The organism is Escherichia sp. KTE159 (assembly GCF_000408805.1).
Taxonomy (GTDB): domain Bacteria; phylum Pseudomonadota; class Gammaproteobacteria; order Enterobacterales; family Enterobacteriaceae; genus Escherichia; species Escherichia marmotae.
This window is the reverse complement of sequence record NZ_KE137293.1, coordinates 251,180-264,863: the sequence shown is the minus strand read 5'-3', so window position 1 is coordinate 264,863 and position 13,684 is coordinate 251,180. Positions and strand designations below refer to the sequence as shown.

Annotated in this window: 12 protein-coding genes; 11 read left to right on the top strand and 1 reads right to left on the bottom strand. The window is 51.8% G+C overall.

What is annotated here, in order from left to right; all coding sequences use genetic code 11:
- Window positions 1–35 precede the first annotated feature (35 nt).
- The 10 genes from atpG to phoU all read left to right on the top strand — a co-directional run bounded on the left by atpG (window position 36) and on the right by phoU (window position 11,378).
- Complete coding sequence (gene atpG, locus A31E_RS03785; RefSeq protein ID WP_000896498.1) at window positions 36–899, top strand: F0F1 ATP synthase subunit gamma; 864 nt, start codon at window positions 36–38, stop codon at window positions 897–899.
- Between the two features lie 26 nt (window positions 900–925).
- Window positions 926–2,308, top strand: coding sequence for a F0F1 ATP synthase subunit beta (atpD, locus tag A31E_RS03790; protein ID WP_000190506.1), 1,383 nt, complete (start codon window positions 926–928; stop codon window positions 2,306–2,308).
- A 20-nt stretch (window positions 2,309–2,328) separates the two neighbouring features.
- Window positions 2,329–2,748 (top strand): F0F1 ATP synthase subunit epsilon, encoded by a 420-nt coding sequence (locus A31E_RS03795; RefSeq protein WP_001251965.1) that lies wholly within the window; start codon window positions 2,329–2,331, stop codon window positions 2,746–2,748.
- Between the two features lie 377 nt (window positions 2,749–3,125).
- On the top strand, window positions 3,126–4,496 hold the full coding sequence (gene glmU / locus A31E_RS03800) for a bifunctional UDP-N-acetylglucosamine diphosphorylase/glucosamine-1-phosphate N-acetyltransferase GlmU (protein WP_000933745.1): 1,371 nt from the start codon (window positions 3,126–3,128) through the stop codon (window positions 4,494–4,496).
- A 161-nt stretch (window positions 4,497–4,657) separates the two neighbouring features.
- Window positions 4,658–6,487 (top strand): glutamine--fructose-6-phosphate transaminase (isomerizing), encoded by a 1,830-nt coding sequence (gene glmS / locus A31E_RS03805; protein WP_000334041.1) that lies wholly within the window; start codon window positions 4,658–4,660, stop codon window positions 6,485–6,487.
- Between the two features lie 310 nt (window positions 6,488–6,797).
- Window positions 6,798–7,838: a phosphate ABC transporter substrate-binding protein PstS gene (gene pstS, locus A31E_RS03810; RefSeq protein ID WP_000867170.1), complete on the top strand. Its 1,041-nt coding sequence runs from the start codon at window positions 6,798–6,800 to the stop codon at window positions 7,836–7,838.
- Between the two features lie 86 nt (window positions 7,839–7,924).
- Window positions 7,925–8,884, top strand: a complete 960-nt coding sequence (gene pstC / locus A31E_RS03815; RefSeq protein WP_000741620.1) for a phosphate ABC transporter permease PstC — start codon at window positions 7,925–7,927, stop codon at window positions 8,882–8,884.
- Window positions 8,884–9,774, top strand: a complete 891-nt coding sequence (pstA, locus tag A31E_RS03820; RefSeq protein ID WP_001252002.1) for a phosphate ABC transporter permease PstA — start codon at window positions 8,884–8,886, stop codon at window positions 9,772–9,774. The genes pstC and pstA overlap by 1 nt, the downstream gene beginning before the upstream one ends.
- 90 nt (window positions 9,775–9,864) lie before the next feature.
- Window positions 9,865–10,638, top strand: a complete 774-nt coding sequence (gene pstB, locus A31E_RS03825; protein ID WP_000063126.1) for a phosphate ABC transporter ATP-binding protein PstB — start codon at window positions 9,865–9,867, stop codon at window positions 10,636–10,638.
- A gap of 14 nt (window positions 10,639–10,652) precedes the next feature.
- Window positions 10,653–11,378, top strand: coding sequence for a phosphate signaling complex protein PhoU (gene phoU, locus A31E_RS03830; protein ID WP_000377803.1), 726 nt, complete (start codon window positions 10,653–10,655; stop codon window positions 11,376–11,378).
- A 93-nt stretch (window positions 11,379–11,471) separates the two neighbouring features.
- On the opposite strand, the gene yieH is transcribed toward phoU, so the two are convergent.
- On the bottom strand, window positions 11,472–12,137 hold the full coding sequence (yieH, locus tag A31E_RS03835; RefSeq protein ID WP_000078042.1) for a 6-phosphogluconate phosphatase: 666 nt from the start codon (window positions 12,135–12,137) through the stop codon (window positions 11,472–11,474).
- A 166-nt stretch (window positions 12,138–12,303) separates the two neighbouring features.
- Here yieH and adeP point away from each other — a divergent pair, with 166 nt between their 5' ends.
- A complete protein-coding gene (gene adeP, locus A31E_RS03840; RefSeq protein WP_010377951.1) occupies window positions 12,304–13,641 on the top strand; it encodes an adenine permease AdeP in 1,338 nt (445 codons plus the stop codon).
- Window positions 13,642–13,684 lie beyond the last annotated feature (43 nt).

The following is a 13,684-nucleotide window of genomic DNA, read 5'->3' as shown; positions in this document are numbered from 1 at the left end:
CTTAGGGCAGGCCGCAAGGCATTGAGGAGAAGCTCATGGCCGGCGCAAAAGAGATACGTAGTAAGATCGCAAGCGTCCAGAACACGCAAAAGATCACTAAAGCGATGGAGATGGTCGCCGCTTCCAAAATGCGTAAATCGCAGGATCGCATGGCGGCCAGCCGTCCTTATGCAGAAACCATGCGCAAAGTGATTGGTCACCTTGCACACGGTAATCTGGAATATAAGCACCCATACCTGGAAGATCGCGACGTTAAACGCGTGGGCTACCTGGTGGTGTCGACCGACCGTGGTTTGTGCGGTGGTTTGAACATTAACCTGTTCAAAAAACTGCTGGCGGAAATGAAGACCTGGACCGACAAAGGCGTTCAATGCGACCTCGCAATGATCGGCTCGAAAGGTGTGTCGTTCTTCAACTCCGTGGGCGGCAATGTTGTTGCCCAGGTTACAGGTATGGGGGATAACCCTTCCCTGTCCGAACTGATCGGTCCGGTAAAAGTGATGTTGCAGGCCTACGACGAAGGCCGTCTGGACAAGCTTTACATTGTCAGCAACAAATTTATTAACACCATGTCTCAGGTTCCGACTATCAGCCAACTGCTGCCGTTACCGGCGTCAGATGATGATGATCTGAAACATAAATCCTGGGATTACCTGTACGAACCCGATCCGAAGGCGTTGCTGGATACCCTGCTGCGTCGTTATGTCGAATCTCAGGTTTATCAGGGCGTGGTTGAAAACCTGGCCAGCGAGCAGGCCGCCCGTATGGTGGCGATGAAAGCCGCGACCGACAATGGCGGCAGCCTGATTAAAGAGCTGCAGTTGGTATACAACAAAGCTCGTCAGGCCAGCATTACTCAGGAACTCACCGAGATCGTCTCGGGGGCCGCCGCGGTTTAAACAGGTTATTTCGTAGAGGATTTAAGATGGCTACTGGAAAGATTGTCCAGGTAATCGGCGCCGTAGTTGACGTCGAATTCCCTCAGGATGCCGTACCGCGCGTGTACGATGCTCTTGAGGTGCAAAATGGTAATGAGCGTCTGGTGCTGGAAGTTCAGCAGCAGCTCGGCGGCGGTATCGTGCGTACCATCGCAATGGGTTCCTCCGACGGTCTGCGTCGCGGTCTGGATGTAAAAGACCTCGAACACCCGATCGAAGTCCCGGTAGGTAAAGCGACTCTGGGCCGTATCATGAACGTACTGGGCGAACCGGTCGACATGAAAGGCGAGATCGGTGAAGAAGAGCGTTGGGCGATTCACCGCGCAGCACCTTCCTACGAAGAGCTGTCAAACTCTCAGGAACTGCTGGAAACCGGTATCAAAGTTATCGACCTGATGTGTCCGTTCGCGAAGGGCGGTAAAGTTGGTCTGTTCGGTGGTGCGGGTGTTGGTAAAACCGTAAACATGATGGAGCTTATTCGTAACATCGCGATCGAGCACTCCGGTTACTCTGTGTTTGCGGGCGTAGGTGAACGTACTCGTGAGGGTAACGACTTCTACCACGAAATGACCGACTCCAACGTTATCGATAAAGTATCCCTGGTGTATGGCCAGATGAACGAGCCGCCGGGAAACCGTCTGCGCGTTGCACTGACCGGCCTGACCATGGCGGAGAAATTCCGTGACGAAGGTCGTGACGTTCTGCTGTTCGTTGACAACATCTATCGTTACACCCTGGCCGGTACGGAAGTATCCGCACTGCTTGGCCGTATGCCTTCAGCGGTAGGTTATCAGCCGACCCTGGCGGAAGAGATGGGTGTTCTGCAGGAACGTATCACCTCCACCAAAACAGGTTCTATCACCTCCGTTCAGGCGGTATACGTACCTGCGGATGACTTGACTGACCCATCACCGGCCACCACCTTTGCGCACCTTGACGCAACCGTGGTACTGAGCCGTCAGATCGCGTCTCTGGGTATCTACCCGGCCGTTGACCCGCTGGACTCCACCAGCCGTCAGTTGGACCCGCTGGTAGTTGGTCAGGAACACTACGACACCGCGCGTGGCGTACAGTCCATCCTGCAACGTTATCAGGAACTGAAAGACATCATCGCCATCCTGGGTATGGATGAACTGTCTGAAGAAGATAAACTGGTGGTAGCGCGCGCTCGTAAGATCCAGCGCTTCCTGTCCCAGCCGTTCTTCGTGGCAGAAGTATTCACCGGTTCTCCGGGTAAATACGTCTCCCTGAAAGACACCATCCGTGGCTTTAAAGGCATCATGGAAGGCGAATACGATCACCTGCCGGAGCAGGCGTTCTACATGGTCGGTTCCATCGAAGAAGCTGTGGAAAAAGCCAAAAAACTTTAACGCCTTAATCGGAGGGTGATATGGCAATGACTTACCACCTGGACGTCGTCAGCGCAGAGCAACAAATGTTCTCTGGTCTGGTCGAGAAAATCCAGGTAACGGGTAGCGAAGGTGAACTGGGAATTTACCCGGGCCACGCACCGCTGCTCACCGCCATTAAGCCTGGTATGATTCGCATCGTGAAACAGCACGGTCACGAAGAGTTTATCTATCTGTCTGGCGGCATTCTTGAAGTGCAGCCTGGCAACGTGACCGTTCTGGCCGACACCGCAATTCGCGGCCAGGATCTCGACGAAGCGCGAGCCATGGAAGCGAAACGTAAGGCTGAAGAGCACATTAGCAGCTCTCACGGCGACGTAGATTACGCTCAGGCGTCTGCGGAACTGGCCAAAGCGATCGCGCAGTTGCGCGTTATCGAGTTGACTAAAAAAGCGATGTAACACCGGCTTGAAAAGCACAAAAGCCAGTCTGGAAACAGGCTGGCTTTTTTTTCGCGCGTCGCCGCGAGATTTGTTCTGCTATGTTTTTATATCCCGCAATTAAACCGTCTTTATAACTCAGCGAAATCCTTCGTTGGTTTTCTTGTTTATTCATTGATCGAAATAAGAGCAAAAACATCAGGCTGACGCTTAAATGAAGGTGATGCCTTACTTTTATGCAGACAAAAGGCGTGACGATGGTCGAAAATGGTGCTTTCGCCAGCGAGGATAATCCGTTATTGAACAATTTATCCTCTGTCCATTTCACGATGAAAAAAATGTAGTTTTTTCAAGGTGAAGCGGTTTAAATTCGTTCTCAAATTACAGTCAGGACGCGTATGTTGAATAATGCTATGAGCGTAGTGATCCTTGCCGCGGGCAAAGGCACTCGCATGTATTCCGATCTTCCGAAAGTGCTGCATACCCTTGCCGGGAAAGCGATGGTTCAGCATGTCATTGATGCTGCGAATGAATTAGGCGCAGCACACGTTCATCTGGTGTATGGTCACGGTGGCGATCTGCTTAAACAGGCGCTGAAAGATGACAACCTGAACTGGGTACTTCAGGCAGAGCAACTGGGTACTGGTCATGCGATGCAGCAGGCTGCGCCTTTCTTTGCCGATGATGAAGACATTTTAATGCTTTACGGCGACGTACCGCTGATCTCTGTCGAAACACTCCAGCGTCTGCGCGATGCTAAACCGCAGGGCGGCATTGGCCTGTTGACGGTGAAACTGGATGACCCGACCGGTTATGGTCGTATCACCCGTGAAAACGGCAAAGTTACTGGCATTGTTGAACATAAAGATGCCACCGATGAGCAGCGTCAGATTCAGGAAATCAACACCGGCATTCTGATCGCCAACGGCGCAGATATGAAACGCTGGCTGGCGAAGCTGACTAACAATAACGCTCAGGGCGAATACTACATCACCGATATTATTGCGCTGGCGTATCAGGAAGGGCGTGAAATCGTCGCTGTACATCCGCAACGCTTAAGCGAAGTTGAAGGCGTGAATAACCGCCTGCAACTCTCCCGTCTGGAGCGCGTTTATCAGTCCGAACAGGCTGAAAAACTGCTGTTGGCAGGGGTTATGCTACGCGATCCGGCCCGTTTTGATCTGCGCGGAACGCTTACTCACGGGCGTGATGTTGAAATTGATACTAACGTTATCATCGAGGGTAATGTTACTCTCGGCAATCGTGTGAAAATTGGCACTGGTTGCGTGATTAAAAACAGCGTGATTGGTGATGATTGCGAAATCAGCCCATATACAGTGGTGGAAGACGCGAATCTGGCAGCGGCCTGTACCATTGGCCCGTTTGCCCGTCTGCGCCCGGGGGCAGAGCTGCTTGAAGGCGCACACGTCGGTAACTTTGTTGAGATGAAAAAAGCGCGTCTGGGTAAAGGTTCAAAAGCCGGTCATCTGACTTATCTGGGCGATGCGGAAATCGGTGATAACGTTAACATCGGTGCAGGAACCATTACCTGCAACTATGATGGTGCGAATAAATTTAAAACCATTATTGGCGACGATGTGTTTGTCGGCTCTGACACCCAACTTGTTGCACCGGTAACGGTTGGTAAAGGCGCGACTATTGCTGCGGGTACTACCGTAACGCGCAATGTTGGTGAAAACGCTCTGGCAATTAGCCGCGTGCCGCAGTCGCAAAAAGAAGGTTGGCGTCGTCCAGTAAAGAAAAAGTAATTCTGGCCGGGTAATCCGGCCTCCTGGGATGAGGAGATAACATAATCTCCCGCCTGCAAGCAGTAACAATAAAAATAACCCCACTCTCTACAAGGCTCGGGGCGCCCGGAAAAACGGGCATACAGGTTGACCGACAACGATATCAATCGGAATTAAAAACTATGTGTGGAATTGTTGGCGCGATCGCGCAACGTGATGTAGCTGAAATCCTTCTTGAAGGTTTACGTCGTCTGGAATACCGCGGTTATGACTCTGCTGGCCTGGCAGTAGTCGATGCGGACGGTAATATGACCCGTCTGCGTCGTCTCGGTAAAGTGCAAATGCTGGCCCAGGCAGCGGAAGAACATCCTCTGCATGGCGGAACGGGTATTGCTCATACCCGTTGGGCGACCCACGGTGAACCTTCAGAAGTGAATGCGCATCCGCATGTTTCTGAACACATTGTGGTGGTGCATAACGGCATCATCGAAAACCATGAACCACTGCGTGAAGAGTTAAAAGCGCGTGGCTATACCTTCGTTTCTGAAACCGACACCGAAGTGATTGCGCATTTGGTTAACTGGGAACTGAAACAGGGCGGCACCCTGCGTGAAGCTGTTCTGCGTGCTATCCCGCAACTGCGTGGCGCTTACGGCACGGTAATTATGGATACCCGTCACCCGGATACCCTGCTGGCGGCTCGTTCCGGTAGTCCGCTGGTTATCGGCCTTGGCATGGGCGAAAACTTTATCGCTTCTGACCAACTGGCACTGCTGCCGGTGACCCGTCGCTTTATCTTCCTTGAAGAGGGTGATATTGCGGAAATCACTCGCCGTTCAGTAAACATCTTCGATAAATCTGGCGCGGAAGTTAAACGCCAGGATATCGAATCCAATCTGCAATATGATGCGGGCGATAAAGGCATTTACCGTCATTACATGCAGAAAGAGATCTACGAACAGCCGAACGCGATCAAAAACACTCTTGCCGGGCGTATCAGCCACGGTCAGGTGGATCTAAGTGAACTGGGGCCGAACGCAGATGAACTGCTGTCGAAGGTTGAGCATATTCAGATCCTCGCCTGTGGTACTTCGTACAATTCAGGTATGGTTTCCCGTTACTGGTTTGAATCGCTGGCTGGTATTCCGTGCGACGTCGAAATCGCCTCTGAATTCCGCTATCGCAAATCTGCTGTTCGCCGTAACAGTCTGATGATCACCCTGTCGCAGTCGGGAGAAACCGCGGATACACTGGCTGGCCTGCGCCTGTCGAAAGAGCTGGGATATCTCGGCTCGCTGGCGATCTGTAACGTTGCAGGCTCTTCTCTGGTTCGTGAATCCGATTTGGCGCTGATGACCAACGCAGGTACTGAAATTGGCGTGGCGTCCACCAAAGCATTCACCACTCAGTTAACTGTGCTGTTGATGCTGGTGGCAAAACTGTCCCGCCTGAAAGGCCTGGATGCCTCCATTGAACATGACATCGTGCATGGTCTGCAGGCGCTGCCGAGCCGTATCGAGCAGATGCTGTCTCAGGACAAACGTATTGAAGCTCTGGCGGAAGATTTCTCTGATAAACACCACGCGTTGTTCCTGGGCCGTGGCGATCAGTACCCCATCGCGCTGGAAGGCGCATTGAAGCTGAAAGAGATCTCCTACATTCACGCCGAAGCCTATGCTGCGGGCGAACTGAAACACGGCCCGCTGGCGCTGATTGACGCTGATATGCCGGTTATCGTCGTTGCACCGAACAACGAACTGCTGGAAAAACTAAAATCCAACATCGAAGAAGTTCGTGCGCGTGGCGGTCAGTTGTACGTCTTTGCCGATCAGGATGCAGGATTTGTGAGCAGCGATAACATGCACATCATCGAGATGCCGCATGTGGAAGAAGTGATTGCTCCGATCTTCTATACCGTTCCGCTGCAACTATTGGCGTACCACGTCGCGCTGATCAAAGGCACCGACGTTGACCAGCCGCGTAACCTGGCAAAATCGGTTACGGTTGAGTAATACACAGATGCCCTGCTTTCGCAGGGCATTTTTTCCTGTTATGTTTTTAATCAAACATCCAGCCCACGTCATGTGACAAATCGTCATCTTCGGCTATTTTTTCACTGTCACAGAGTGAAAATTTTCTGTTATCTCTTCTTTATTAATATTTGTAACATACTGAATTTAAATGGTTATTTAAATAAGAGTGAAGGCTTTCTTTCTCTGTCATAAAACTGTCATAAACCTTACATATAACTGTCACCTGTTTGTCCTATTTTGCTTCTTGTAGCCAACAAACAATGCTTTATGAATCCTCCCAGGAGACATTATGAAAGTTATGCGTACCACCGTCGCAACTGTTGTCGCCGCGACCTTATCGATGAGTGCTTTCTCTGTGTTTGCAGAAGCAAGCCTGACAGGTGCAGGTGCAACCTTCCCTGCGCCGGTGTATGCCAAATGGGCTGACACTTACCAGAAAGAAACCGGTAATAAAGTTAACTACCAGGGGATTGGTTCTTCTGGTGGCGTAAAACAGATTATCGCTAACACCGTTGATTTCGGTGCTTCTGACGCACCGCTGTCTGACGAAAAACTGGCTCAGGAAGGACTGTTCCAATTTCCGACCGTGATTGGCGGCGTCGTGCTGGCAGTTAACCTGCCGGGTCTTAAATCTGGCGAACTGGTGCTGGATGGTAAAACCCTCGGTGACATCTACCTGGGCAAAATTAAAAAGTGGGATGACGAAGCGATCGTCAAACTGAATCCGGGTCTGAAACTGCCTTCACAGAACATCGCCGTGGTGCGCCGCGCAGATGGCTCCGGGACTTCTTTCGTTTTCACCAGCTACCTGGCGAAAGTAAATGAAGAGTGGAAAAACAGCGTTGGTACTGGCTCTACCGTAAAATGGCCGATCGGTCTTGGTGGTAAAGGTAACGACGGTATTGCCGCATTTGTTCAGCGTCTGCCGGGGGCAATTGGCTACGTTGAATATGCTTACGCGAAGCAAAACAACCTAGCCTACACCAAACTGATCTCCGCTGATGGTAAACCTGTTGCGCCGACCGAAGAGAACTTCGCAAATGCGGCAAAAGGCGCAGACTGGAGCAAAACATTCGCTCAGGATCTGACCAACCAGAAAGGCGAAGATGCGTGGCCGATCACCTCTACCACGTTCATTCTGGTTCACAAAGATCAGAAGAAACCAGAGCAAGGTGCAGAAGTGCTGAAGTTCTTCGACTGGGCATACAAAACCGGAGCTAAACAGGCCAACGACCTGGATTACGCCAGCCTGCCGGATAGCGTAGTTGAACAGGTTCGCGCTGCGTGGAAGACCAATATTAAAGACAGTAGCGGTAAGCCACTGTACTAATAAAACTCCAGGCCGGATAAGGCGTTTTACACCGTATCCGGCATTACAAAATGACTTTGTAAACGCGTTTAACTGAAGAGTAACTTATGGCTGCAACCAAGCCTGCTTTTAACCCACCGGGTAAAAAGGGCGACATAATTTTCAGCGTGCTGGTAAAACTGGCGGCGCTGATTGTGCTATTGATGTTGGGTGGCATTATTGTCTCTCTGATCATCTCCTCCTGGCCGAGCATTCAGAAATTTGGTCTGGCTTTCCTGTGGACCAAAGAGTGGGATGCGCCGAACGATATTTACGGGGCGCTGGTGCCGATCTACGGTACGCTGGTGACTTCGTTTATCGCGCTGCTGATCGCCGTCCCGGTGAGTTTCGGGATTGCCCTGTTCCTGACAGAGCTTGCGCCAGGCTGGCTGAAGCGCCCGCTGGGTATCGCCATTGAACTGCTGGCAGCCATTCCAAGTATCGTTTACGGCATGTGGGGGCTGTTTATTTTTGCACCGCTGTTTGCCGTCTACTTCCAGGAACCAGTCGGCAATATCATGTCGAATATCCCGATTGTTGGCGCGCTGTTCTCCGGCCCGGCATTTGGTATCGGTATCCTCGCGGCGGGCGTGATCCTCGCCATTATGATCATTCCGTACATTGCGGCGGTAATGCGCGATGTCTTCGAACAAACCCCTGTGATGATGAAAGAGTCAGCCTACGGTATCGGCTGCACCACCTGGGAAGTTATCTGGCGTATCGTTCTTCCGTTCACCAAAAATGGTGTGATCGGCGGCATTATGCTGGGTCTGGGGCGCGCGCTCGGTGAAACGATGGCGGTGACCTTTATCATCGGTAACACCTACCAGCTCGACAGCGCCTCGCTGTATATGCCAGGTAACAGTATTACTTCCGCGTTGGCGAACGAATTTGCGGAAGCAGAATCCGGTCTGCACGTGGCTGCACTGATGGAACTCGGCCTGATCCTGTTTGTGATTACCTTCATCGTCCTGGCCGCATCGAAGTTTATGATTATGCGCCTGGCTAAGAATGAGGGGGCACGCTAATGGCTATGGTTGAAACACAAACTACCGCGGCGCTGGCAGAATCCCGCCGCAAAATGCAGGCGCGTCGCCGCCTCAAAAACCGTATTGCGCTGACGCTCTCAATGGCGACGATGGCTTTCGGTCTGTTCTGGCTGATCTGGATTTTAATGTCCACCATCACCCGCGGTATCGACGGTATGTCTCTGGCGCTGTTCACCGAAATGACGCCGCCGCCAAATACAGAAGGTGGTGGCCTGGCGAACGCCCTGGCGGGTAGCGGCCTGTTAATTTTGTGGGCCACGGTATTCGGTACGCCGCTGGGGATTATGGCGGGGATTTATCTGGCGGAATATGGACGTAAATCCTGGCTGGCTGAAGTTATTCGCTTCATTAACGACATTCTGCTCTCCGCGCCGTCGATTGTTGTTGGTCTGTTTGTTTATACCATCGTGGTGGCTCAGATGGAGCACTTCTCCGGTTGGGCTGGCGTGATTGCCCTGGCACTGTTGCAGGTGCCGATTGTTATCCGCACCACCGAGAACATGCTGAAACTGGTGCCGGACAGCCTGCGTGAAGCGGCTTATGCGCTGGGGACGCCGAAGTGGAAGATGATCTCCGCGATTACTCTGAAAGCGTCGGTCTCCGGGATTATGACCGGTATTCTGCTGGCGATTGCTCGTATTGCGGGTGAAACCGCGCCGCTGCTGTTTACCGCGCTCTCCAACCAGTTCTGGAGCACGGACATGATGCAGCCGATCGCTAACCTGCCGGTAACGATCTTTAAGTTCGCGATGAGCCCGTTTGCGGAATGGCAGCAACTGGCCTGGGCTGGTGTGTTGATCATTACCCTGTGCGTACTGCTGCTGAACATTCTGGCGCGCGTTGTTTTTGCCAAGAATAAACACGGTTAACACTTTGCCGGATGCGGCGTGAACGCCTTATCCGGCCTACGGTAAGCCTGATTAGCGAAGTGCATCAGGCACGATGAGGAAAAGATTGCAATGAGTATGGTTGAAACTGCCCCGAGTAAAATTCAGGTTCGTAATTTGAACTTCTACTACGGCAAATTCCATGCCCTGAAAAACATCAACCTGGATATCGCTAAAAACCAGGTTACGGCGTTTATCGGGCCGTCTGGCTGCGGTAAATCGACGCTGCTGCGTACCTTCAACAAAATGTTTGAACTGTATCCGGAGCAGCGTGCGGAAGGTGAAATTCTGCTTGATGGCGACAACATCCTGACCAACACTCAGGATATCGCCCTGCTGCGTGCGAAAGTGGGCATGGTGTTCCAGAAACCGACGCCGTTCCCGATGTCCATTTACGACAACATTGCCTTTGGTGTCCGTCTGTTTGAGAAACTCTCCCGTGCCGACATGGACGAGCGTGTACAGTGGGCATTGACCAAGGCCGCATTGTGGAACGAAACCAAAGATAAATTACACCAGAGTGGTTACTCTCTCTCTGGTGGTCAGCAACAACGTCTGTGCATTGCGCGTGGTATCGCTATTCGCCCGGAGGTGTTGTTGCTCGATGAACCGTGTTCGGCACTCGACCCTATCTCCACCGGGCGTATTGAAGAGCTGATCACCGAATTGAAGCAGGATTACACCGTAGTGATCGTAACTCACAACATGCAGCAGGCTGCGCGTTGTTCTGACCACACGGCGTTTATGTACCTGGGCGAATTGATTGAGTTCAGCAACACGGACGATCTGTTCACCAAGCCAGCGAAGAAACAAACAGAAGACTACATCACCGGCCGTTACGGTTGATTCAGGAGTGCGTTATGGACAGTCTCAATCTTAATAAACATATTTCCGGCCAGTTCAACGCTGAACTGGAAAGCATCCGCACGCAGGTGATGACCATGGGCGGGATGGTGGAGCAACAGCTTACCGATGCCATCACTGCGATGCACAACCAGGACAGCGATCTGGCGAAGCGCGTGATCGAAGGCGACAAAAACGTCAACATGATGGAAGTGGCGATCGATGAAGCCTGCGTGCGCATTATTGCCAAACGTCAGCCGACGGCGAGCGACCTGCGTCTGGTGATGGTGATCAGTAAAACTATCGCTGAGCTGGAGCGTATTGGTGATGTGGCGGACAAAATCTGCCGTACTGCGCTGGAGAAATTCTCCCAGCAGCATCAGCCATTGTTAGTCAGTCTGGAGTCGCTGGGGCGTCACACCATCCAAATGCTGCACGACGTGCTGGACGCGTTCGCGCGCATGGACATTGACGAAGCCGTGCGAATCTATCGTGAAGATAAAAAAGTTGATCAGGAGTACGAAGGTATTGTTCGTCAACTGATGACCTACATGATGGAAGATTCGCGCACCATTCCGAGCGTACTTACCGCGCTGTTCTGTGCACGCTCCATCGAACGTATTGGTGACCGCTGCCAGAATATCTGCGAATACATCTTCTACTACGTGAAGGGGCAAGATTTCCGCCACGTAGGCGGTGATGAGCTGGATAAACTGCTGGCAGAAAAAGAACCGAAAAAGTAACGCTAACTGTAGGACGGATAAGGCGTTTACGCCGCATCCGGCAAAATGTGAATACGTAATCTGCCCGGTGAACATATCACCGGGTTTCTTTATTTACCGTGTAATATCCCAGCCACGCGCCTTCCACAGTTCCGGCAATTGCGAAAGATGGGTAAAGGTAGTGACTTTCGGATGAACGATCGGCTTATTGTGCGGGTCAGCGCAGAAGTAAAACACTTCCATACCGGCATCGATTCCTGACTGTGCTCCTGCGCTGGAGTCATCGACCAGAATGCAGTTTTCAACGTTCACATTCATTGCTTTTGCGGCGTGGAACATTAATGCCGGATCGGGTTTCCAACGCTGAATGTCGTAACCGCTGAACAGTTTTTCCGGGAAATAGTGCAGCATGTTGAGCTTGCCGAGTGAATGCTGCATTTTGTTGACCGGACCGTTAGAGACGACGCACATCGGCACTTTCACGCTTTCCAGTAAGGCGTTTGCTCCCGCAATCACCTCCAGTTCGCTATCAAACAGACGCGCCACCTCTGCACGATAAACGTGTTCGGCATCGGCACGGACTATTTCTACACCCTGTTCTTTGCTAATGATGTCGATGATTTCGTAGAGTTTTACGCCTTTAAAGCGGGTAAAAATCTCTTCAAGGTCAACGTTAATGCCAAACTCTTTGAACATCGTGACATAGGCACGAGAGCAAATAACCTCGCTGTCGACCAGCGTACCGTCGCAGTCGAAAAATACCGCTTCTATCTGGGACATGTCTTTCCTTTATCGTTAGTTTAACGTTTTCGTCATGCAGATTTGAGTGACGCAATCGTTGCCGTATAAGCAAATACAATTAAAAAAAGTTATCTTCAGCCGTCCATATTGTCTCATTTTGGTATAGGATAGCGACGGATTTTCCCTCCTTGTTCGGAAATAGATAATGAGTCAACAACACACAACCCAGGCTTCTGGCCAGGGGATGCTGGAACGCGTGTTTAAACTGCGCGAACATGGCACGACGGCACGGACCGAAGTGATCGCCGGTTTTACCACTTTCCTGACGATGGTTTACATCGTTTTTGTTAACCCGCAAATTCTTGGCGTAGCTGGCATGGACACCAGCGCCGTCTTCGTCACCACCTGTCTGATTGCTGCGTTCGGCAGTATTCTGATGGGGCTGTTTGCTAACCTGCCAGTCGCGCTGGCTCCCGCTATGGGCCTGAACGCGTTCTTCGCTTTTGTAGTGGTGCAGGCGATGGGCTTGCCGTGGCAAGTCGGGATGGGCGCAATTTTCTGGGGCGCGATTGGTCTGCTGCTGCTGACTATTTTCCGCGTTCGCTACTGGATGATTGCCAACATTCCAGTAAGTCTGCGTGTGGGCATTACCAGCGGTATCGGTCTGTTCATTGGTATGATGGGGCTGAAAAACGCGGGGGTGATTGTTGCTAACCCGGAAACGCTGGTGAGTATCGGTAACCTGACATCTCACAGCGTACTGCTGGGTATCCTCGGCTTCTTCATCATTGCTATTCTGGCCTCGCGCAACATTCACGCGGCGGTGCTGGTTTCCATCGTGGTGACGACGCTTCTGGGCTGGATGCTGGGTGATGTGCACTACAACGGCATCGTCTCTGCGCCGCCGAGCGTAATGACGGTGGTGGGGCACGTGGATTTGGCCGGGTCGTTTAACCTCGGCCTGGCAGGCGTAATTTTCTCTTTCATGCTGGTCAACCTGTTTGACTCCTCCGGCACCCTGATTGGCGTGACCGATAAGGCGGGTCTGGCTGATGAAAAGGGTAAATTCCCGCGCATGAAGCAGGCGCTGTATGTCGACAGTATCTCTTCTGTTACCGGTTCGTTTATCGGTACATCTTCTGTCACGGCGTATATTGAATCTTCTTCTGGTGTTTCCGTTGGCGGTCGTACCGGTCTGACGGCAGTGGTTGTTGGTTTGCTGTTCCTGCTGGTTATCTTCTTGTCGCCGCTGGCGGGAATGGTGCCTGGCTATGCTGCTGCTGGTGCGCTGATTTACGTTGGCGTACTGATGACTTCCAGTTTAGCACGCGTGAAATGGCAGGATCTGACTGAATCCGTTCCGGCGTTTATTACCGCTGTGATGATGCCGTTCAGTTTCTCGATTACCGAAGGTATCGCGCTGGGCTTTATCTCCTACTGCGTGATGAAGATCGGCACAGGACGTCTGCGTGATCTAAGCCCGTGCGTAGTCATCGTTGCACTGCTGTTTATCCTGAAAATTGTGTTTATTGACGCTCATTAAAATCGATAGCACGCTAAAAAACCCGCCATGCGTTATTGCTGGC

Excerpts from the sequence above, each read along its gene's own strand:
- atpG (WP_000896498.1), top strand. The coding sequence starts at position 36 with ATGGCCGGCGCAAAAGAGATACGTAGTAAGATCGCAAGCGTCCAGAAC.
- atpD (WP_000190506.1), top strand. The coding sequence starts at position 926 with ATGGCTACTGGAAAGATTGTCCAGGTAATCGGCGCCGTAGTTGACGTC.
- A31E_RS03795 (WP_001251965.1), top strand. The coding sequence starts at position 2,329 with ATGGCAATGACTTACCACCTGGACGTCGTCAGCGCAGAGCAACAAATG.
- glmU (WP_000933745.1), top strand. The coding sequence starts at position 3,126 with ATGTTGAATAATGCTATGAGCGTAGTGATCCTTGCCGCGGGCAAAGGC.
- glmS (WP_000334041.1), top strand. The coding sequence starts at position 4,658 with ATGTGTGGAATTGTTGGCGCGATCGCGCAACGTGATGTAGCTGAAATC.
- pstS (WP_000867170.1), top strand. The coding sequence starts at position 6,798 with ATGAAAGTTATGCGTACCACCGTCGCAACTGTTGTCGCCGCGACCTTA.
- pstC (WP_000741620.1), top strand. The coding sequence starts at position 7,925 with ATGGCTGCAACCAAGCCTGCTTTTAACCCACCGGGTAAAAAGGGCGAC.
- pstA (WP_001252002.1), top strand. The coding sequence starts at position 8,884 with ATGGCTATGGTTGAAACACAAACTACCGCGGCGCTGGCAGAATCCCGC.
- pstB (WP_000063126.1), top strand. The coding sequence starts at position 9,865 with ATGAGTATGGTTGAAACTGCCCCGAGTAAAATTCAGGTTCGTAATTTG.
- phoU (WP_000377803.1), top strand. The coding sequence starts at position 10,653 with ATGGACAGTCTCAATCTTAATAAACATATTTCCGGCCAGTTCAACGCT.
- yieH (WP_000078042.1), bottom strand. The coding sequence starts at position 12,137 with ATGTCCCAGATAGAAGCGGTATTTTTCGACTGCGACGGTACGCTGGTC.
- adeP (WP_010377951.1), top strand. The coding sequence starts at position 12,304 with ATGAGTCAACAACACACAACCCAGGCTTCTGGCCAGGGGATGCTGGAA.